Source organism: Fibrobacter sp. UWB5, from assembly GCF_002210295.1.
Lineage (GTDB): Bacteria > Fibrobacterota > Fibrobacteria > Fibrobacterales > Fibrobacteraceae > Fibrobacter.
This window is the reverse complement of sequence record NZ_MWQH01000006.1, coordinates 211,832-230,336: the sequence shown is the minus strand read 5'-3', so window position 1 is coordinate 230,336 and position 18,505 is coordinate 211,832. Positions and strand designations below refer to the sequence as shown.

The 18,505-nt window shown below is 50.8% G+C and carries 19 protein-coding genes and 2 tRNA genes; 12 read left to right on the top strand and 9 right to left on the bottom strand.

Annotated elements, in window-relative coordinates; genetic code table 11:
- Window positions 1–31 precede the first annotated feature (31 nt).
- Together B7989_RS10430 and B7989_RS10425 are read left to right on the top strand one after the other, a co-directional pair.
- The gene (locus B7989_RS10430; RefSeq protein WP_088628429.1) at window positions 32–895 is read left to right on the top strand and encodes a hypothetical protein; all 864 of its coding nucleotides are present in this window, start codon (window positions 32–34) and stop codon (window positions 893–895) included.
- A gap of 8 nt (window positions 896–903) precedes the next feature.
- A complete protein-coding gene (locus B7989_RS10425; protein WP_144265028.1) occupies window positions 904–2,235 on the top strand; it encodes a hypothetical protein in 1,332 nt (443 codons plus the stop codon).
- Here B7989_RS10425 and B7989_RS10420 read toward each other — a convergent pair.
- Window positions 2,227–2,790, bottom strand: a complete 564-nt coding sequence (locus tag B7989_RS10420) for a manganese efflux pump (RefSeq protein ID WP_088628427.1) — start codon at window positions 2,788–2,790, stop codon at window positions 2,227–2,229. The genes B7989_RS10425 and B7989_RS10420 overlap by 9 nt on opposite strands.
- Window positions 2,791–2,792: 2 nt before the next feature.
- The gene (locus B7989_RS10415) at window positions 2,793–3,596 is read right to left on the bottom strand and encodes a hypothetical protein (RefSeq protein WP_088628426.1); all 804 of its coding nucleotides are present in this window, start codon (window positions 3,594–3,596) and stop codon (window positions 2,793–2,795) included.
- 153 nt (window positions 3,597–3,749) lie between these two features.
- On the opposite strand from B7989_RS10415, the gene B7989_RS10410 reads away from it, so the two are divergent.
- Genes B7989_RS10410 through B7989_RS10390 form a run of 5 tightly spaced genes read left to right on the top strand, consistent with a single transcriptional unit; the run spans window position 3,750 to window position 7,698 of the window.
- Entirely contained in the window at window positions 3,750–4,049 is a 300-nt protein-coding gene (locus tag B7989_RS10410; protein ID WP_088628425.1) for a c-type cytochrome, read from the top strand.
- Window positions 4,046–4,564 carry a cytochrome c3 family protein gene (locus B7989_RS10405; RefSeq protein ID WP_088628424.1) on the top strand — a complete coding sequence of 173 codons (519 nt, stop codon included), beginning with the start codon at window positions 4,046–4,048 and terminating at the stop codon, window positions 4,562–4,564. The genes B7989_RS10410 and B7989_RS10405 overlap by 4 nt, the downstream gene beginning before the upstream one ends.
- 22 nt (window positions 4,565–4,586) lie before the next feature.
- Complete coding sequence (locus tag B7989_RS10400) at window positions 4,587–5,468, top strand: 4Fe-4S dicluster domain-containing protein (protein ID WP_158212896.1); 882 nt, start codon at window positions 4,587–4,589, stop codon at window positions 5,466–5,468.
- Complete coding sequence (gene nrfD, locus B7989_RS10395) at window positions 5,468–7,252, top strand: NrfD/PsrC family molybdoenzyme membrane anchor subunit (protein ID WP_088628422.1); 1,785 nt, start codon at window positions 5,468–5,470, stop codon at window positions 7,250–7,252. The genes B7989_RS10400 and nrfD overlap by 1 nt, the downstream gene beginning before the upstream one ends.
- Window positions 7,252–7,698: a hypothetical protein gene (locus B7989_RS10390; protein WP_088628421.1), complete on the top strand. Its 447-nt coding sequence runs from the start codon at window positions 7,252–7,254 to the stop codon at window positions 7,696–7,698. Before nrfD ends, B7989_RS10390 begins: the two co-directional genes overlap by 1 nt.
- A gap of 51 nt (window positions 7,699–7,749) precedes the next feature.
- Here the strand turns inward: B7989_RS10390 and B7989_RS10385 are convergent, their stop codons facing one another.
- Together B7989_RS10385 and B7989_RS10380 are read right to left on the bottom strand one after the other, a co-directional pair.
- Window positions 7,750–8,484 (bottom strand): hypothetical protein, encoded by a 735-nt coding sequence (locus B7989_RS10385; protein WP_088628420.1) that lies wholly within the window; start codon window positions 8,482–8,484, stop codon window positions 7,750–7,752.
- A 12-nt stretch (window positions 8,485–8,496) separates the two neighbouring features.
- Window positions 8,497–9,507 carry a hypothetical protein gene (locus B7989_RS10380; protein WP_088628419.1) on the bottom strand — a complete coding sequence of 337 codons (1,011 nt, stop codon included), beginning with the start codon at window positions 9,505–9,507 and terminating at the stop codon, window positions 8,497–8,499.
- A gap of 126 nt (window positions 9,508–9,633) precedes the next feature.
- On the opposite strand from B7989_RS10380, the gene B7989_RS10375 reads away from it, so the two are divergent.
- From B7989_RS10375 to B7989_RS10365, 3 genes are all read left to right on the top strand, one after another.
- A tRNA-Lys gene (locus B7989_RS10375) sits at window positions 9,634–9,706 on the top strand.
- An 87-nt stretch (window positions 9,707–9,793) separates the two neighbouring features.
- Window positions 9,794–9,867 (top strand) — tRNA-Pro (locus B7989_RS10370).
- 438 nt (window positions 9,868–10,305) lie between these two features.
- Window positions 10,306–11,343, top strand: coding sequence for a fibrobacter succinogenes major paralogous domain-containing protein (locus B7989_RS10365; protein ID WP_088628418.1), 1,038 nt, complete (start codon window positions 10,306–10,308; stop codon window positions 11,341–11,343).
- Here B7989_RS10365 and trmFO read toward each other — a convergent pair.
- Genes trmFO through B7989_RS10345 form a run of 4 tightly spaced genes read right to left on the bottom strand, consistent with a single transcriptional unit; the run spans window position 11,340 to window position 15,081 of the window.
- Window positions 11,340–12,671, bottom strand: a complete 1,332-nt coding sequence (trmFO, locus tag B7989_RS10360) for a methylenetetrahydrofolate--tRNA-(uracil(54)-C(5))-methyltransferase (FADH(2)-oxidizing) TrmFO (protein ID WP_088628417.1) — start codon at window positions 12,669–12,671, stop codon at window positions 11,340–11,342. The two genes, B7989_RS10365 and trmFO, sit on opposite strands and share 4 nt — an antisense overlap.
- Complete coding sequence (locus tag B7989_RS10355) at window positions 12,671–13,126, bottom strand: hypothetical protein (protein ID WP_073322735.1); 456 nt, start codon at window positions 13,124–13,126, stop codon at window positions 12,671–12,673. The genes trmFO and B7989_RS10355 overlap by 1 nt, the downstream gene beginning before the upstream one ends.
- Before the next feature lie 9 nt (window positions 13,127–13,135).
- Window positions 13,136–14,221 carry an IMP cyclohydrolase gene (locus B7989_RS10350; RefSeq protein WP_349362399.1) on the bottom strand — a complete coding sequence of 362 codons (1,086 nt, stop codon included), beginning with the start codon at window positions 14,219–14,221 and terminating at the stop codon, window positions 13,136–13,138.
- A 5-nt stretch (window positions 14,222–14,226) separates the two neighbouring features.
- The gene (locus B7989_RS10345; protein ID WP_233144361.1) at window positions 14,227–15,081 is read right to left on the bottom strand and encodes a NifU family protein; all 855 of its coding nucleotides are present in this window, start codon (window positions 15,079–15,081) and stop codon (window positions 14,227–14,229) included.
- Between the two features lie 178 nt (window positions 15,082–15,259).
- On the opposite strand from B7989_RS10345, the gene B7989_RS10340 reads away from it, so the two are divergent.
- Complete coding sequence (locus B7989_RS10340; RefSeq protein WP_144265027.1) at window positions 15,260–15,973, top strand: hypothetical protein; 714 nt, start codon at window positions 15,260–15,262, stop codon at window positions 15,971–15,973.
- Window positions 15,974–16,135: 162 nt separating this feature from the next.
- Window positions 16,136–17,050 carry a hypothetical protein gene (locus tag B7989_RS10330; protein ID WP_144265026.1) on the top strand — a complete coding sequence of 305 codons (915 nt, stop codon included), beginning with the start codon at window positions 16,136–16,138 and terminating at the stop codon, window positions 17,048–17,050.
- A gap of 71 nt (window positions 17,051–17,121) precedes the next feature.
- On the opposite strand, the gene glgC is transcribed toward B7989_RS10330, so the two are convergent.
- Window positions 17,122–18,372, bottom strand: a complete 1,251-nt coding sequence (gene glgC / locus B7989_RS10325; RefSeq protein ID WP_072797738.1) for a glucose-1-phosphate adenylyltransferase — start codon at window positions 18,370–18,372, stop codon at window positions 17,122–17,124.
- Window positions 18,373–18,505 lie beyond the last annotated feature (133 nt).

The following is an 18,505-nucleotide window of genomic DNA, read 5'->3' as shown; positions in this document are numbered from 1 at the left end:
TTGGCATTTATTATTATTTTTTGAACAAACTATGCGTCTGTGGACCCGTTTTTTATTGCTTTTCTTGATGGCGTATGCCTTTGCCGACGATTACGTGGTAATGGCGCCCCATTTTGTTCCCCATGCAGTTGTGGCAAAGCAGATTGCTCCGGGGACATCGCGCATATTTTCTTTGGCAACCACGTTTGCTTTTTGCGATTCCTGCGAAATAAAGCGAGATGCCACAGTTGAAGAAAACGGTTCTGAAAAAAAAGATGTAGAAGCCTCCGCTTTTCGTGCCGAAGTGAGCCTTTGGGATTTGACTTGGCCCAAAACGAAAAATATTGAAGGGGCCAATGATTGGAACGGTCACAATTTCGGTGGCGGAATATTCTTGAATTTGCATTATGGGATGTGGCTTGAGGGAGGCCTTTCGCCCATGATTGTGCAGTGGTTTGGGCCAATCTATTTGGCGGCCGCTTATCAATTCAGTTTCGGACGGTATTATGGTCACGATGCGGATGACGAGGTAGATTCCGATATCAACGAAAATAAGTTCTTTGGTTCTGTGAATTTAGGCGGCGGCGCGATGGCTTTCATGAACAATCATGGCTTGGCTTTTGGAGCACATGGTGGAATTCGCGATTGCCATATCCTTAATCCCGGCAAAGACTATTACACTTCTTATGACTATTCTGCTGGTCGTCCGTCTTCACCTCAATTCCGAAACGGATACCAACTTGATAAGTGGGTGTTTTACTACGGCGTAGACTTTGTTAGCTATACGAATTTGCCTTTGTTGGCGGAGGCCGATTTCAAGTCGCACACCGCTGTTTTGATGTCTTTTGAAGTCGGCATTAAATCCGGCGACAATCCGGCAACGTTCTGGTCCTTTGTGATGAGCTTTATGATATGATGAATACTATGAAACATAGGGTGATTCTTGTCATGCTCGTGACAATGGCCGCGATTCTTGGCGGTTGCAGTTCCATTATGCGCCCGCCTCCGGCTGCCGCCTATATGGCAAGCTATAAGCAAGATAAGGCCGTTCGAAATATTTCTTATTCGCAGTATTTCGGTAACCTGGATAATGGCTACCACGAAAGTACGGAACTCGGCCATTGGAGCCATGCAGAATGGTGGGGTGATTTGACCTTGTTGAGCTATATCAATGGGGGGTACTTTACCTTTGGTTGGGGCGTTCAGTCTTTGACTCCTTTTTTGCAGGGCGGCTTTGTCTCTCCGTATTTTGGTCTGACGGGCTGGAGCAACATTTTTGGTTTGGCGGTGGTTTCTACCGATGAGCCCGAAGACGATGAGTCGTCTTTTGCTTCTTACTCCGGCGGCGGAATGCTGATTGAACAGATTCCGTTAAATGACCGTTGGAAAATCGGCTTTACGGAACACTTGTCCAGAAACGGACGTGAATATTTTTACGTAGATGACGAACCTTGTGAAGGCGTTTGTTTTGGGAAGGGGGTGCCTTCGCCCCGCTCCAAGTTCTATACCGAAGTCGGTGGCGGATTTTATGTTTCGCATAGCTTTAAACGCATGGGCAATTTGGCTCTAGAATTCCGTTATGGCCGCGATTGGACCGAAAACCGGAACCGTTTTGCAGTTACCTTGGATTTCTGGGGATTGTCTTCGGTCATGAGTATCGGCGGAAACGATATAATGAGAGGGGCTGCCGATAACAATATCGAAAAGATGAAAAAAGTGAAGACCGTCTCTGTCGATAGCATGAAAACGAAGCCTGCCGATACCGTGGAAACGAAAAATGAAAACATCGATTCGCTCCATACGATTAAACGGAACTGGTTCCGCCTTGCCGACAGCTCTCAGACGATGTCCATTATTTACCATCCGACCGAATCGGTTGTCGCCGTCACTAGCAAGGGAATTTGCTACGACGAAAGCGCGAATGCGGTCTGGCTGCGGCAGGATTATGGAAAATTGATTTACCAAGTGCCCGTGGATTCCTTGGATTATTGCCAGCAAATGGAACCCAAAAGCATTTTCTGGACCTCTGTCCTTGAAGGTTCCCTTGGATTCCTGGGCGGTATGCTTACCACGGGTAGCGTGCCTGTAAGCCTTGCCATTGGCGCGGGCTTTGGAACCACGGTGTGGGTCGTGTTCAAATACGGATTCGATCCCGAAGAACTCGCCCCGAAAGTTTACCCTGAAATCTGTTCAGAGCAACATTCCAGGGAAGATATTATCAAGTGGCTTAAGCAGTATCCTTGCGGACTAGAATAGCATTTTCACGCCGATGCCGATCAAGATGATGCCTGCGATGATTTCAGGAATTTTTGTTTTGAACCGCTGAGCGGCGTGACGGCCGATTTCATACCCGAGAACGCCCATGATAAAGCTTGCAAGCGCAATGGCGCTGGTGGCAAGAATCATGTTCGCGTTCAAGAATGCAAACGAAATTCCGACAGCGAATGCGTCAATACTTGTCGCAACCGAAAGCAGCAAGATGTTTGCAATGGTCAAGTTCTTCGCAGCAATCTGTTCGCCTTCCTGTTCGCCGGAGTCACCGCGGACGGCGCCCCAGATCATGCGTCCGCCCAGAATGCAAAGGATGGTGCAGGCGATGGGCGTGCCTACGGAATTGAACCAGCGTTCAGCAAAGCTCCCGAGGAAATACCCGAGCAACGTCATGCCACCCTGAAACACACCGAAACTTACAGCCTGGAGCATGGCGCGGCTGTACTTGATTCCTTTTTTTGAAAGGCCTGTGGCAATCGAGACGGCGAAGCAGTCCATCGCCTCTACAATCGCGATAATGATAATTTCAATAATGCCCATAATTACTTCGTAAACTTGTAGCGGCCCAACAGGTCAAAATACCTAGCTTTCGGTGAAATCTTTGCCGCCGGGCGCTGCTTGCGGATGGCAGTAGTGCTGTTTGGATCAACGAAAAAGAGTTCTTGAACGACTATATCGTTTTTAAAGACCTTTACAGAAAATCCCTTTTCATTCTTATTATAGACCATTACATGGTCTAAAGAGTCGTTACTATATTCATAGCATTTTAGGTCATCAGCTGGATCTTCTATAATGTAGGCATATTCTATTTCTCGATCTGCTTCGGAACTGTAGTTATCTATGTAGATATAAATAAGGGAATCATTTCTAGAAAGATATTCGTAATAGTAATCGAAGGTTGAATCCATGCAGGAGGAGAAGAATTCTGTTTCTTTATAAAACATAGCTTGGTCAAGTTTGCCATTGATATAGTGCTTTCGAACCCAAAAAGTGGTGTCTCCAACAGTTGAATCAGAAATTAGCCCTTCCAAGCCTTTTTTAGAAAGGACACTTTCATCTTTGGATACATGGATGTAATCAACATCAGTATAGATATTTTCGATGTCCCCAACATAGCCGTTGATTATTTTTTCAAGGTAGCCATTGTTGTAAGAAAGTTTGACATATCGTTCTTCTCTTATAGAGTCCAAAGATCTATTCAAGTATGCAGAATATACAGAATCAAGGTATGGAGTATTTTGTGGGGTTGACAAAAAATGTGTTTGGGCATTGAACCACGCCTGCGTACACGTATTCGCTGCGGCAAAACCCGCCAAAAGCATTAGGCAGAATAAGATTTTTTTCATTTGTGTCTCCTGAACCCAAAAATAGGAATATATTTGAAAAAAAATGTTTATATTTAAGACGAATCTTGTATTCAAAAGGATGGTGTTTTGAAACTCCGGGTGGTAGTCTTCGTTTTTGTGGCAGTATGTGCTTTATTTGCGGTAGAGGCATTTGTGCTTCCGCCGGTTACGCCCGAACTCAAAACACAAGCTCACGAATATTTTGAAAACGAATGTCGCGGATGCCACCGCTGGGCACGCAAGTTTGCAGCACCGCCGATGCGCGACAATGTGGCAAATTATGCCGAAAATCCGGAAGGCTTGGTGCGCTATCTGATGCATCCAACTCCGCAGCACCCCGAAGAATGGCCTGCCATGGAAATCACTCCGCTTACCGAAGAGCAGGCGAAAATGATGACGGCGTGGCTTTTGTACATTCTCAAGAATCCCGATGACCCAGGAAGGCCAAAATGAAGTGGGTTGCACTTTGTTTTGTTGTCGTATTCTCTTTTTTCTTGGCGGATTTCTTGATGGGGGAGCCGCGCGTTCCTGAACGTGCCATGGGCTCGATTCCTTTTGACCATGCGCTGCACGGCGATTCAATCGGTTTGGACTGTGCCGCCTGCCATACGGGCTCGCGCGCCTCGGCGAACGCCTTTATGCCCTCGAAGGCGGACTGCATGGACTGTCACAGGCTCCCGCTGACCGAAAATCCGGGAATCGAGACGCTGGATTCCGTGCTTGCAAAAGCTGATGACCGCCCGTGGTCCCACAAGCGCCATTTGCCGGACCATGTGGTGTTTCACCATGGCGTGCATGCCGCCGCAGGCGTCGCTTGCGCCGATTGTCACGGTAGGGGCTACATGCAGAACCGCTACGGCGCAGAATTGTTCAATATGCAAAGTTGCCTCAAGTGCCACAGGGGCGAAACTTTCAACGAAAAAGGCTTTAAGCCGGCGGCCACGTACTGCGCCGCTTGCCACCGCTGATTCGTGAAGGTATCTTATGAGTATGGATCGTCGCGAATTCATCAAGAGTTGTTCTCTGGTAGCGGTAATGGGGCTGCTGTTTGGCTGTCGCAAGATTCCGCTCGAAGAACTCGCCGGCGATTTGCCTAGCCTCAAGCGTTTTGAAGACGAAGTCAAACTGGCTCTGTCGCAGGCAAAAAAATCTCTTGACCTCGTGAAAATCCCGACTCCGGGTGCACTCAAGATTCCGGGAGCCTCGACCCTCAACCGTTTCGGCATGGCCATTGACTTGGATGCTTGCGATGGTTGCGGCAAGTGCATTTTAGCTTGCAACCTCGAAAACAACGTGCCGCTGGTTCCCGACGAAGATGCTGCCCGCGGGCGTTTTATGCACTGGGTCGACATGCGCGGCAGCGCCCCCTTCATGTGCGCGCACTGTGGGAATGCCCCGTGCGAACGTGTATGCCCGACGGGGGCTGCGAATCACACGCCCGATGGCCTGAGCGCCATGATGTACAAGCGTTGTACGGGTAGCCGTTTCTGTGGCGCAAATTGCCCCGTTCAGGCCCGAAAGTTCAATTTTAACGATGCCCAGAAACTCGGGCTTGCCCGACAGTTCAATCGCGAAGTCCCGCTCCGCGACAAGGGCGTCATGGAAAAATGTAGCCTTTGCCTGCACCGCCTGCAGAACGACCGCCTCAAATTCAAGACGTCGCTTACCGTTGGCGTAACGGCAGAAGAATGGCGCGGTCGCGGCGTCAAAACCGCTTGCGCCGAAGCCTGCCCCAAGAACGCGATTATCTTTGGCAACTGGCTCGACGATAAGTCGCCGCTGGTAAAGCTCTCCAAGAATCGAGAGCTGTATGCGCCGAGAGAACTGGTCGACCTTGATCCTTCCGTGGTATTTATGCGGGGGAGGCGCTAATGTTCAAGTACTTGATGCTTGCTGGCCTTGCGCTGTTCTTGCCGGGGCTTTATGCGCTGGGTTATTCGATTTTCGAAGGCCCTTCTGCCTGGATGGTGGATTCTCGCACCTTCTGGGGCACGCCTATCTGCCTGTTCGTTTTTTGGATTGGGCTTGCCCATGCCGGCACGCTCCTGTCGGCGATTTTCCTAGCGCTCGATATCAAGCTGGACCGTCGTACGGCCTTGATTGCGGAACTTTCGACGCTCGTGAGCCTCGTGTTTGCGGCTATTTTCCCGCTGATGCACTTGGGTGTCATTGATAACTTTTACATGGTGGCCCCCTTCCTCGATGCCCGCGGCAACTTTGCCAATGTGCGTTCGCCCCTGGTTTGGGATTTCTGCTGCATTGCCGTGTATGCGCTCCTGTCGCTCTTGTTCTTTGGCGTGCATTTAAAATCCCGCGAGAACCCGCTGCTGGAACGTTACCGCAAGCCTATGGCGTGGCTCCTGTTCCCGCTGGTGCTCTGGGTGCATACGGTGGTGAGCCTGGATTTTGCAACCACGTTCGTGCCGGAGTGGCGCGGTGCGTTCTTCCCGGTTTACTTTATCGCGGGGGCGATCCTTTCGGGGCTTGCCCTCATGAACCTCCTGATTTGCGCCGAAGGCTACCGCGTGCGCCTCTTGGAACGCCTGCAGCTTATATGCACCTGGATCCTTTGCGCCATCTGGATTTGGGACCTCATCATCAAGGGGTATTTCTGCACATCGGCATTTATCTTTGCCGGAGTCCTTCCGCAACTTCGAATGGTGTCGGTGATTCGTGAACACCGTGTGGGCCGAATCTTCTTCTCGGTCTCGATTCTCGTCGGCTTGTTCCTGGAACGTTATTACCTTGTTTCGCCCTCGGCAGGGCAGGCTCCGGCAACCTTTGGCCGGATAGACTTGGGGCTTGTCGCCTTCTCGGTAGGCGGTTTCATGCTGTTGTTCTTCGGCATCCGCCGTTACCTGAACCGCAATATGGAAGGCGCGGGTTCCTATTTTGGCGAAGTGGACGGCTCCGATTTGGCCGAAGCCGAACAAGAGGAATTTGAAAAAGAAAACTTCACGGGCGTGCGCGGTATCGAAAAACTCAAAAAAGGCTTTTACATGCAGCCTTGGTCTTCTGAAGAATACCACATTCTGCGTTTCCCCTTGCTGGTGGGCTTTGCTGCGGCCATTCTCTTCTCTGTGTGGGTGTGGGGCCAAAGCGTGTTTGCAAATGTTGACCTTTCAATTGCCAATGTGATTCCGCTCTTGTACCCGATTATAGCCGTCGTGACGGCTGTTACCCTGTGCGTTCGTGCTTATCTCGTTGAACAGACTTTCGTTTTGACTCGCCGCGAAAAAACGCTGTGCGTGATTTTGTTCGTTCTGGCGGCAGCTTGCCTTGGGACCTTCTTTGCCGGCGGTGCTTCTCAAATGTCGACGAATACGCTTGATTCGCAGCCGATAGGTGTCGACACTCCGGATTCTCAAAATCAAGCTCGCTTGCTTTGGAATGCACGCTGTGCCACATGCCACGGGACCGATGGTCGCTTCAATGAAAAATTCGTCCGCGAATTCTACCCGGTGCCGCAAAAGCTGGATATCCTGCGTCTCGATAGCCTTGGCGCAGATTCCTTGGTCAAAGTTATTTTGAACGGCCGCGGCAACATGAACCCCTACGTGGGTCGCTTGACTCCGAGTGAAGCTTTGGGCCTCGTGAATTACATGCGGACGCTAGCCGAAAAATCCGCTCCCGAATCGGCAAAGGAGGCTGAATAATGACTCCTCTTGCCAATTCGCTTTCTTGCTTGATTGCCCTCGGTTGCGCCTCGTTCCTGTGGCGCAAGGGTTCGTCGCCGTACCGCAATGGCGGCCTGCTTGCCGGCTTCCTGGTTCTGTTCAGCGTGTTCACTTATTTTGCCGGCGAAACCATTGACCCGACTTTGGAACATTACCCGTTCCGCATGCTCGCTCTGTGCCTCTGCCTTTCGACTACCTCGCTGACGCTTTACCGCAGGCGTTACCTGGTGCTGGCGCAATCGCTCTGGTGCTGGATTGAACTCTTTGGCGGCATTGCCCTTTATTATCGTGGCATTGACATTGCCTGGACTCGCATCGCAGCCCTGCTTTGCATGACGCTATGCAGCACGTTCCTTTCTAAAATTTCAAAGGAAATGGAATTTTGCCTGATGGTCTTCTGGCTCGCCGTCTGGGTGTTTTTTTAGGATGTGAAGTGTGCGATGTGGAATGAAAAATGATTAATTATTCATTGTTCATTAATCATCACACATTACACATTTCAAATAATCTGCCGTAAGTTTTGATAAAGCTGTTGCCTTGTCGCGCTTGAACAGGCGACGTTTCTTGCCTTTGTCGAACCCCAAGAATTTGGGGGCCATGGTCAGATGGCGGAACGTGAAGGCAGATAGCAGACCAACGGGGAGTGTCTTGTAATAGATTTCCCACAGCGGAGCGACTTGATTTAGGCGGCCAGCGTCGGTAAGTTGCGAAGTTCTTGCCACAAGATATGGCACGCTGAACATCTTTCCGCCGGCGTGAGCCATACGGAGGGCGTAATCCAGCAGTCTGAATTCGGGCGGCAGGTCCAAATCGAACAACCCGGTGCGTTGGATAATGCGGCTCGAAAACACCGCAATCATCGGGTTCGGGGCTGCAACATACCGCATCTTCTCGTTTTCAGAAATAGGGGAGAACCCTTTGCTTCCGGCAAGCAACAGCCCGCCATGGAATTTTCCGTCACACTTTAGGCGCGGTGCAAAGGCGTCCACCATCGGGAATCCTTCGGTGACTTCGGCCAAGTTATTCAAAAATTCGCGGTCAATCTTCACCGCGGGCTGCGTAATGACGACCCATTCCGCATCGATACTTTGCAACGGGCGGTTCCAGTCATAGTCGTGCAACCAGCCGAGGGCCGGGTCTTCAAAAGGGGGTGTCCAGTTATCGAATTGCGGGGAGTTTTCTTCGAGAACAATAACGTCAAACTGCCGCATTGCAAGCCTGAATTAGAAATTCACTCGCACGCCAAGCCTGTGCTCGTGACCCATACCTTGGGCAAGGTACGAGAAACTGTAATCGATGGCGAGCAAGTCCATCGCATAGCCCAGGCCCGCGCTCAACATGTGGGCGTTGTTCGTTTCATCCGGGCGGTCTTCGGAAGCCATGAGCTCCTTGGCGTCGCGGATCAAGTCAAGCCACGTGCGCTGAAAACCGGCGCGAACAAAAAGATGCTGGCCGAGTGCGTATTCGCCACCCAAGCTCAAAAAGGCTTCCTGGTAACGCGGAAAATCGTTGTCCATGTAAACCGTGAGACGGGGGAGAACCTTGGGCCTAAAGTAGCCGGCTATGGCAAACGTCTGCGACATCGGAAAATAATCGTTCTCGCCGTCGTCCACATAGTCGCGCAACAGGCAACCGAAGTCGCGAGCCATGACGGCCAAACCAAAGCGCTTGCTTTCGGACTGCCAGGTGAGACCCCAATCGAATGCGGCACCCAGGGCCGTGCGGTCTCCGGCATCGTCCGTGAGCTTGTCGGCAGCGAATTTCAGAGTCGCACCGAAGCGGATATGCTTCATGGGGAAGGCGACTGATGCCGTGGCCAGCTGGCTGAACGGTTCGTAGTCGTTGCCCGTGGCATCGCCATATTCGTTGTAGCCTTCGATGGTGCCGTAAGAAAGCCAGTTGTACGAAACCTGGAAAATGTACTTGTTGTAATGCCCGGTGTAGCTGATGCTACCCTGGTTGTCGGCCATGTCGCCCGTCTGCCAGTGAACCGATGCAATGTGGTTCTTGCCTTCGGGCAAAATGACTGCTGCCGGGTTCAGCTGTACAATCGTCGGGTCGGTCGAATTGCTTGCACCGGCCGACTTTTCGAGAGCTGCGTTACGCGGGCTATCAAAGGTATTGATAAACGAAAACACTTCTTGTCCGGCATCGCCTTGAGTAAAGTAGGCATGGCTTGCTACGGGGATTGCGAGTAGTGCCGAGACCGCTGTCAAAAAGTGCTTGAAATTCATGATTGAAATTTACAAATATTGTTGCCGCGTGAGTGCATAAATCGCCAAAAAAGCGTTAAATTTTACGAATAAATGGGAATCCTGCCTTTACAAATGACGAAACGTTTAATATATTTGGGTGCGTTCGGGCTACTAGCTCAGTTGGTAGAGCAACGCCCTTTTAAGGCGTGGGTCGAAGGTTCGAGCCCTTCGTAGCTCAGGAAACCGGTTCTAGATTTTCTAGAATCGGTTTTTCTTTTCAAAAACGCTACTCAAACGAATCTTATTTTATTATATTTGTCGCACTCGGGGTGTAGCTCAGCCTGGTAGAGCGTCTGCTTTGGGAGCAGAATGTCGTCAGTTCGAATCTGGCTACCCCGATACAAAACGCGATCCCTTCAGGGGGTCGCTTTTTGTATCGTGCTAACGCCAGATCGAACTGACCAGTTCGACTAAAACCATCGAGAGCGAAGCGAACTCAGATGGTTTTAGGCCTTAACTTGAACGAAGTTCAAGTAAGCCCGAAGGGCAAAATACGAAACGAAGTGAGCTTTGTGGCACAAAATTTGCCTATGCACGAACAACGAGAGTGCGTAAGGCGAATTTTGCGCTATGCCGTTAAGGCATAGCCCGTAGGGTTCGCGCCGCTCGGCGAAGCCGAATAGCGGCAAGAACAATCTGGTTACCCCGATACAAGATAAGCCCCCTTGTGGGTGCTTTTTCTATATCTTAGGTAGCCAGATTAGCTTCACCGAAGGTGAAGCCTTTTTCTCTCATTTTTAAATTTTTTTATAAATTTCCTTTCAAAAGGGAGGATTTATGAATTTATTCTACAAATCACTTGTTGGTGCTAGCATTTTGTCTCTTGTCGCCTGCGGCGACGATAGCGCTTCATCTAACTCAAAAAACAACGAAAAGAAGGGCTTGCCATCTGAAGTTTCGACATTTGTCGATTTATCCCATTACGAATGCGATGAAGAACTCGAGGGTGTTTCCGTACACGTAAAATCGGCAGAAATCGATTACGTGTGTAATGGTGACGGATGGTTCAGGGCCGATGACCCCGCAAGCGAAGTCCGTTATTCCGAAAAAAATGGCAATTCGAAGGATCCTGAAAAAACGGATTCTACTGATGTGACTGATCCCGAAGAAGAACCGGAAGATACCGAAAATACCTTCACGGATGCTCGTGACGGCCAGGTTTACAAAATGGTGGAAATCGGCTCGCAGGTCTGGATGGCTCAAAACCTGAATTACGATTACCAGGTGGATGGCGCAAGCTATGGTTCGTACTGCTACCTAAACCAAGGTTCCAATTGCTATTTGTATGGTCGTCTCTATACTTGGGCCGCGGCCATGGATAGCGCAGCTGTATTTAGCGAAGACGGCAAGGGTTGTGGCAATGATGCGGCTTGTTCTTTGCCTGAACGCGTGAGAGGGGTTTGTCCGGAAGGCTGGCACCTGCCGAGTACTTTGGAATGGGATACCTTGTTGACCTTTGTCGGAAAAACCGCAGAAGGCTATTTAGCGCTTAAGTCGACAAGTGGCTGGAGTAATGGCCGCAATGGAACGGATTCCACAGGCTTTTCGATGAAACCGGCGGGTTATAGGGACACACAAAATGCGAATGATTCGTCTCCGTTTGCGAATAAAACGGCTGGTTTTTCTGGCTTAAAAGATGTCGCTCGTTTTTGGGTGTCTTCGGGACCCTATGATGATAACGAAATTGCCAAAAGCGATTTGCAGTTTGAAGTGAACTTCACGTCCGAAGAATGGGATGATGACGGTTTTGCTGATGAAGGTATTGGTTTTACTGCAAGGCGTTTTGCCAATTCGGTTCGTTGCGTAAAAGATTAGGCCAATTTCCTATCGGCAATCCACTTTCGAACAGATTCTTCGGCGCGAGCCGCAAGAATCTCTTTTTTATTCTTTTTCTTGAGGCCTTCGTGGTGGGGGAGCAGCCCGAAGTTGAAATTCATGGGCTGGAAGTCTTCGTTTTCTTCCACCAGGCGGTTCATGAGCGAACCGATGCAACTCTCGTCGGGTAGCGGGTCGGCATGACCGTGTAGAATCGTCTGCGCCATATTCCAGGCGGCGTACCAGCCGGTGGCCACCGCTTCGGTGTAGCCTTCGCTGCCGGTAATTTGTCCTGCAAACCAGGTAGGCGGAATGCCCTTGGCGCATTCAAGATCTGGACGCAGACGGAGCGTTTTGTCCAGGAACTTGGGCGATTCAATGAAGGTGTTGCGGTGCATGCAGCCGAGGCGCGCGAATTTCGCGTTCTTGAGAGCCGGCACCATGGTGAAGATTTCCTTTTGCGTTCCCCATTTGAGGCGAGTCTGGAAACCGACCATGTTGAACAAGGTTTTCTGCTTGTTTTCGGCGCGGAGCTGGATGACGGCGTACCACAGTTTTCCGTTGTTGCCGAGGCCAAGGCCAATCGGGCGCATGGGGCCGTGACGGAGCGTTTCAAAACCGCGGCGGGCCATTTCTTCCACCGGCAAGCAGCCTTCGAACAGTTCGTTCTTTTCGAACGGGCGCGGTTCCGTGCTTTCGGCTTCGCAGAGCTTGCGCACAAATTCGGTGTAGGTTTCCTTGTCCAGCGGGCAGTTGATAAAGTCGGCTGTTTCGCCCTTTTCCCAACGGTTGCGGTAAAAGGCGTGGTCAAAGTCGATACTGTCGGTCTCGACAACCGGAGCGATTGCGTCAAAGAAATGCAGACGGTTGCTGCCGAGGCGCTTGAAAATGTCGTCGGCGAGCGCATCACTGGCCAAGGGACCCGCGGCTACAAGAGTCGGACAGTCGCCTTCGAGGCTTGTGACTTCTTCGCGGTGTAACGTGATGTTGGGCGACTCAGCAATCTTCTTTTCGACCGATTCGCTGAAAATATCGCGGTTTACAGTGAGTGAGTCGCCTGCGGGCACGGCCGCTTCGCGGGCCGAATCCAGCAGAAAGCTTCCGAGCATCGTGAGTTCCTGCTTTAAAAGTCCGTGGGCGCTTGTAATGCCCAATGCCTTAAAGCTGTTGGAACAAACTAATTGTGCCAAATGACCGTCCTTGTGGGCAGGGGTCTGCCTTACCGGGCGCATTTCATATAGGTCAACCTTAAAACCGCGGCTCGCCAGTTGCAAAGCCGCTTCGCAGCCAGCAAGGCCGCCACCAATTACACGTACGCGTTCGTTCATTAGTTCGCTATCATCTTGCGGTAGCTTTTAGCGTTCCCAATCCAGAGTTTTACGAGCAGTTCCTCGAGCGAGGCCGAAGTCACGTATTCCGGATCGGCGTCCTGGATCTCGTCGGAAATCATGTTCGCCTGGGTCGGGTTCAGCATACCGTAATACAGGGCTTCCATGAGCTGCGAAAGGAACTCGGGCGATACGCGTGCCACGTATTCCATGTCGTTGAGCGGCGGAAGCTGGCTCTTGTCGGGGCTGAACTGGTCCAAGTTGTCCATGGTCCACAGGTCAGCGGCCTTACCCATATCGGCGGTCATGGCAACACTCTTGATAGCGGAACGGTATTCGTCCCACTCCTTCGCGGTAGTCTTGCCTGCCTTGCGAATCTTTTTCAGGAAGGAAAGGACCGTGTAGTACAGGTCCTTTTCCCGCTGATTGATTTCCTTCTGAGAAGTCGGAACCATAGGCGACCCTTAGTGGCGGAAGTGCCTCATGCCGGTGAACACCATGGCAATGCCGAATTCGTCGCACTTCTCGATAGAGAGGTCGTCCTTCTTGGAACCACCCGGCTGCACAATGTAGCGCACGCCGGCGTCATGGGCGGCTTCCACGTTGTCCGGGAACGGGAAGAAGGCGTCGGAACCCATCACGACTTCGCCGAAGACCTTCTTTTCGAGGGCCTTGAGGCCGGCTTCGTTGATGAGCTTGCCATTTTCGTCAAAGAATGCCTTGGCTTCTTCCATGCGGGCGACGTTGTCGCGCACGCGCGGCTGGCAAAGACGGAGGTTAGAGTCGATGCGGTTCGGCTGGCCGGGGCCAAGACCCATCACCTGGAAGTAGCCGGGCTTGTATTCGTAGCCCATCACGATGGCGTTACTCTTGGTGTGCTTGGTCACGAGCCAGGTAAAGCGGGCGAGGTCTTCCTTGTTCTTCGGGAACTGGGCCTTCGTCACGCATTCAAACTTTTCGTAGGTGTCCACGTCGCGGTCCTGCACCAGCATGCCGCCGATCACGTGCTTGTACACCTTGCAGTGGGTTGCCTTCTTGATTTCGCCCACTTCGAGGAGGCGAATGTCCTTGGACTTGTTCTTCAGGAATTCGAGAGCGTCGTCGTCAAATGCCGGAGCGAGCAAGATTTCCACGAAGCGGCCCTTCAAGAATTCTGCGGTCTTGAGGTCCACCTTGCGGGTCACGGCAATCACGGAACCGAAGGCCGACACCGGGTCACCTGCCCAAGCGGCTTCCATGGCTTCACGGAGGCTTTCACCGGTAGCAAGTCCGCACGGGTTCATGTGCTTCACGATCACGACGGCGTTGGTTTCGCTAAATTCGCGGGCCATTTCGAGGGCGGCGTCGGCGTCTACGATGTTGTTGTAAGAAAGTTCCTTACCCCAGAGCTGCTTTGCGGTGGCGAGGCTTGCTTCGGTGCAAGTCGGGTCGCGGTAGAATACAGCGGACTGGTGGGAATTTTCACCGTAGCGCATCGGCTTCGGGTCTACGAATTTCAAAACGAGTTCTTCGGACATAAGGTTTCCTTTGTTGTTTTCAAACTTTAATATAAAATTTAGAAAAGGCTGGGGGGCGGATTGTTATCGTCTAAACCGGCCAAATTTCGGTCCGCATCGGACATTTCGTTCTGCTGGATGTTGTCGAGCGGGTCCTCGGGTTCCACAATCAGGTTGTAATAAACATTGTTCTTCAGTTCGTCTTCAATGTAGAAGAGCGTTCCGCCCATGGCAGAACCGCAACCGGCACATGCGCCCTGGTAGCGGATTTTCAGGCGGTTATCTTCGGTCAAGTCGAGAATTTCAACGTCGCCGCCGTCGCCCTGGAGCATGCCGCGTACGGACTGGTGCAGCCAGGCCTCGATTTTTTCAATCTTCTGAACCTTGGTGAGGGCATTCCATTCGGCGTCCGCTTCGGCGCGGCCTTCGGCGGTTTGCGTGCGGTACTTGATGCGTTCCATCTTTTCGCGAACTAGAATGGCTGTCGCCTTCTTTTCGGGGTACACATCGTAAACGCGCTTGATCAGCGTATTCATCTGCTTGATCTCGGGCGCGGTTGCAGCAATGGCAGGCACGTCCGGCGTGTCGCGGAGTTCGAGTTCCAAGCTTTCGGCGGTAATGGCGCAGGCTTCGTCGATGGTCGCCATCTGAATCTTTTTGCAGAAGGTGTCTGCAAGAGCGGTAAAAATCGGGCCGCCGTAGGTAAAGAACCTGGTTTCCAGAATCTTGTCGCATTCCGGATCGATCATCAAATAGACTTTAAGACTAGCTTCTTTTACGTCGACCAGGGCAAGGCCTTTTTCGTCGGCTTCAATCTGGAAAATGGCGCCACGGTATTTGGGAGCCTTGGCAATTTCTTGCAATTTTTGGGACATTTCGTTACAGGGTGCTTGACTCAGGTTTTCTTCACTCATGGGCACAAATTTAGAAATATTGGGCTGTTTTGTGCGAAAAAGCGAAGAATGCAATGTTTTTATAAGCGTGTAAAAATTATTTTCAACCTGCTTAAAATATTGTTTAAAATTGTTTAAATAACGTGTTTACGAGTAAGAAATGCTTATATTGAAGATATCTTTTTCAAGGAGTGACAATATGAATCTAAAAATGTTGGGCTTTGCAATAGTTGCTGCATCCATGTTCACTTTCATGGCTTGCGACGATTCCTCATCGGCTAATTCCGAAACACCTGCAGGCGGTGAAGATCAGCCGTCTCTTTCGAGTGAATCTAATGCCGGTGGAGATGAAGCCCCTGCAAGTTCTTCAAGTGTAGAGAGTTCTACAAAAGAATCGACAGACCCTGCAAAAGAAGGCTCTGAAAGCAAGACAGATGAACCTCCGGCAGCAAGTTCTGCAAGCGAGGAACCCGCAAACGAAGAACCCAATACGGACGCCCCGGTAGATACATCTGCCAATGTTGGCCCAGGTTCGTTTGATTTCGATACTACGGGCTTTACTTTTGATTCCACGGCTTTCGCCGACATGATGAAGTGTGACGAAGAAGGCGCTACCCAGAATATGATGGGTGCTGCCGTGTTAGTTTGCACGGACGGTCAGTGGGTATATGATTCCACAGCGACTGCTGCAGCCAACAAGTGCGACGAAGAAGGTGCCACGAAGACTGAATCCATGGGAATGGGTGACGCCTTTAGCATGGACATGACCTATATCTGCAAGGATGGTCAGTGGGAAATGCAGATGCCCGACTTCGGTGGAATGTTCGGTGGCGACAGCACCGGTGGATTCCCGGGCGGCATGAACTTTGGTGGTGCAGGCCAAATTCCTGAAGAAACTCCTGGCTTAAAGTAGTTTTCTCTCCCAAAATACCTAAAAAGCCTCGACTATGTCGGGGCTTTTTTTGTGAATAAACACATATTTTATGCTTGGGTAAATTTTTTTTGAAAAAACTGTTGTTTTTTTGTAATAAAAAGATATCTTTCTTGCAAAACATACAAGGAGACGATGATGAATATGAAAAAGCTTGGATTAGCCCTTTCTTTGACTGCTGCATTTGGCCTCATGGCTTGCGGAGACTCTTCGAGTAGCGCTAGTGGCGGCACGCCGAGTTGTAACGTGAGTTCAGACGCTAATTCCGTAACAAGATCCATGAGCTATGGCGGTGAAACCGTTGAAGTCAAGCAAACTATTGAGGGCGATTATCTTATTACCGCTTCGACCTACAAGGGTATGCCGAAGGAGGCTGTCGAAGAAGAATGCCAGGAAGCCAAGTACGACATAAATGCCGAAGTTACTTGCGAAGGCAATACGGTAACGACTAAAGTTGAGGCTGCGGGGGTAACTGTTGCCAAACTCAAATCCCTAGCTGAAGGTATGTGTAAGGATATCTCTTCTGGCGTTAATATGGATGACGAAGAGGAAGATGACTACACTCCGAGCAAGAATGATATCCACGACAATGGCGGCAACAGTAATCCTATAGATAATCCTATAGATGATCCTGTAACGGATCCTGATCCGAAAACGGATGTGAATAACCCTATGGGTAGTTACAATCAGCCTTGTTCTGTCGAAGGTGAAAAAAAGATTGACGTTGTCTTCGGCATGGAAGCACCCTTGATTTGCAAAGATGGCTTTTGGGATGCTGATGAAGATGCCATGGAACAAAACCTGATGTGCAGTGTTGAAGGCGCAACGAAGGATACAGTCATTGCCGGCATTGCTATGACGCTGACTTGTGATGAAGGCGAATGGACCATGGATGAAGCCTCTGCAGAAGAAATGCTGAAGTGCGACCAGGAAGGTGCTAAGAGCGTTGTGATGGGCTTGCCCGTGATTTGCAAAGACGGTCAATGGGACCTTGACGAAGATTCCATGGACTGGGGTGATTACGGCGATTGGGGTGATGAAGAAATCATCGTTGATTAACTAAACCATCCGTTTGAATATGGAAAAACCCCGACTTTGTCGGGGTTTTTTAGTCGCAAAAAGCTAATAGATTAAGCCTTAATGATTGTATCCTTGGCGAGCACGACGATGCCGGATTCGGTCACGTGGAAGAGCTTCTTGTCGCGTTCCAGGTCGTAGCCGATCTGGAAGCCTGCCGGAATGTGCAGGCCCTTTTCGATGATGGCGCGGCGCACCTTGGCACCCGGGCCAATGGTCACGTTCGGGAAGAGGATCGATTCTTCGACCAGGGCATCCTTCTGGATAGAAACGCCGGGGGAGAGAATGCTCTTGACCACCGTACCGCCGCCAATGATACAGCCCGAAGACACGATGGAGTCAATAGCTGCGCCCTGGTGGGCGTTGCCGTCGCCAGCGAAGAATCTTGCAGGCGGCTGGTTCCAGTTGAACGTGCGGATGGGCCAGTAGTTGTTGTAAAGGTCAAACGGCGGATTTTCGGAGCAAAGGTCCATGTTCGCTTCGAAGAAGGCGTCGAGCGTTCCCACATCGCGCCAGTATCCCTTGGTGCTAGCCTGTTCGCCGCGCACGATATTGGTGTTGAAGTCGTACACGTAAACGGGGTAGTCCTTGTACAGGCTCGGAATAATGTGCTTGCCGAAGTCGGTGGCACCGTTTTCGGCACCCTTCAGAAGTTCGCGCACCAGGAACTTGCTCGTAAAGATGTAGTTGCCCATGCTGGCGAGGCAGTAGCCGGGGTTGCCGGGCATTTCCTTGGGATTCTTGGGCTTTTCTTCGAAACCGATCATGCGGTTGTCGGCGTCCACTTCGATAATACCGAATTCAGAGGCTTCGGAAACCGGCACCGGAATGGCGGCTATGGTAAGCAAGGCGGCACGGCTCAGATGGAAATCGATCATCTGGTTGATATCCATCTTGTAAATGTGGTCGCCACCGAAAATGGCCACGAGGTCCGGGCGTTCGTCGGTAATCAGGTTGATATTCTGGAAAATGGCGTCGGCGGTACCCTTGTACCAGTCATCACCAGTGCGCATCTGTGCAGGCACCAGGTCCACGTATTGGTCAAGACTTGCGTTCAGGTTCCAAGCTGCAGAAATGTGCTTGTTCAAGGAATCGCTCTTGAACTGCGTCAAAACCTTGATTTTGAAGATGCCGGAGTTGATGAAGTTGTTGAGCACGAAGTCGATAATGCGGTAGGTTCCGCCAAAATGGACTGCCGGCTTGGCGCGGTCGCGGGTGAGGGGCTGCAAACGGCTGCCTTGACCGCCTGCCATGATCATGCAAAGGATGTTTTTCTGGTGTTCTCTAGAATAAGACCAACTCATATAGCAATAACCTTATAATGAGGGCTAAAACGCCCTTTTCGTGTATACAAGCCTAATTTATGTAATTTTAGGCTAAATGAAAAGATTTTTACAAAAAAAATCGAAATTTTTTTGCGCTTGTCTGTATAGGGCG

Coding starts and splice junctions, on each gene's coding strand:
- B7989_RS10430 (WP_088628429.1), top strand. CDS start 32: ATGCGTCTGTGGACCCGTTTTTTATTGCTTTTCTTGATGGCGTATGCC.
- B7989_RS10425 (WP_144265028.1), top strand. CDS start 904: ATGAAACATAGGGTGATTCTTGTCATGCTCGTGACAATGGCCGCGATT.
- B7989_RS10420 (WP_088628427.1), bottom strand. CDS start 2,790: ATGGGCATTATTGAAATTATCATTATCGCGATTGTAGAGGCGATGGAC.
- B7989_RS10415 (WP_088628426.1), bottom strand. CDS start 3,596: ATGAAAAAAATCTTATTCTGCCTAATGCTTTTGGCGGGTTTTGCCGCA.
- B7989_RS10405 (WP_088628424.1), top strand. CDS start 4,046: ATGAAGTGGGTTGCACTTTGTTTTGTTGTCGTATTCTCTTTTTTCTTG.
- B7989_RS10400 (WP_158212896.1), top strand. CDS start 4,587: ATGGATCGTCGCGAATTCATCAAGAGTTGTTCTCTGGTAGCGGTAATG.
- nrfD (WP_088628422.1), top strand. CDS start 5,468: ATGTTCAAGTACTTGATGCTTGCTGGCCTTGCGCTGTTCTTGCCGGGG.
- B7989_RS10390 (WP_088628421.1), top strand. CDS start 7,252: ATGACTCCTCTTGCCAATTCGCTTTCTTGCTTGATTGCCCTCGGTTGC.
- B7989_RS10385 (WP_088628420.1), bottom strand. CDS start 8,484: ATGCGGCAGTTTGACGTTATTGTTCTCGAAGAAAACTCCCCGCAATTC.
- B7989_RS10380 (WP_088628419.1), bottom strand. CDS start 9,507: ATGAATTTCAAGCACTTTTTGACAGCGGTCTCGGCACTACTCGCAATC.
- B7989_RS10365 (WP_088628418.1), top strand. CDS start 10,306: ATGAATTTATTCTACAAATCACTTGTTGGTGCTAGCATTTTGTCTCTT.
- trmFO (WP_088628417.1), bottom strand. CDS start 12,671: ATGAACGAACGCGTACGTGTAATTGGTGGCGGCCTTGCTGGCTGCGAA.
- B7989_RS10355 (WP_073322735.1), bottom strand. CDS start 13,126: ATGGTTCCGACTTCTCAGAAGGAAATCAATCAGCGGGAAAAGGACCTG.
- B7989_RS10345 (WP_233144361.1), bottom strand. CDS start 15,081: ATGAGTGAAGAAAACCTGAGTCAAGCACCCTGTAACGAAATGTCCCAA.
- B7989_RS10340 (WP_144265027.1), top strand. CDS start 15,260: ATGAATCTAAAAATGTTGGGCTTTGCAATAGTTGCTGCATCCATGTTC.
- B7989_RS10330 (WP_144265026.1), top strand. CDS start 16,136: ATGAAAAAGCTTGGATTAGCCCTTTCTTTGACTGCTGCATTTGGCCTC.
- glgC (WP_072797738.1), bottom strand. CDS start 18,372: ATGAGTTGGTCTTATTCTAGAGAACACCAGAAAAACATCCTTTGCATG.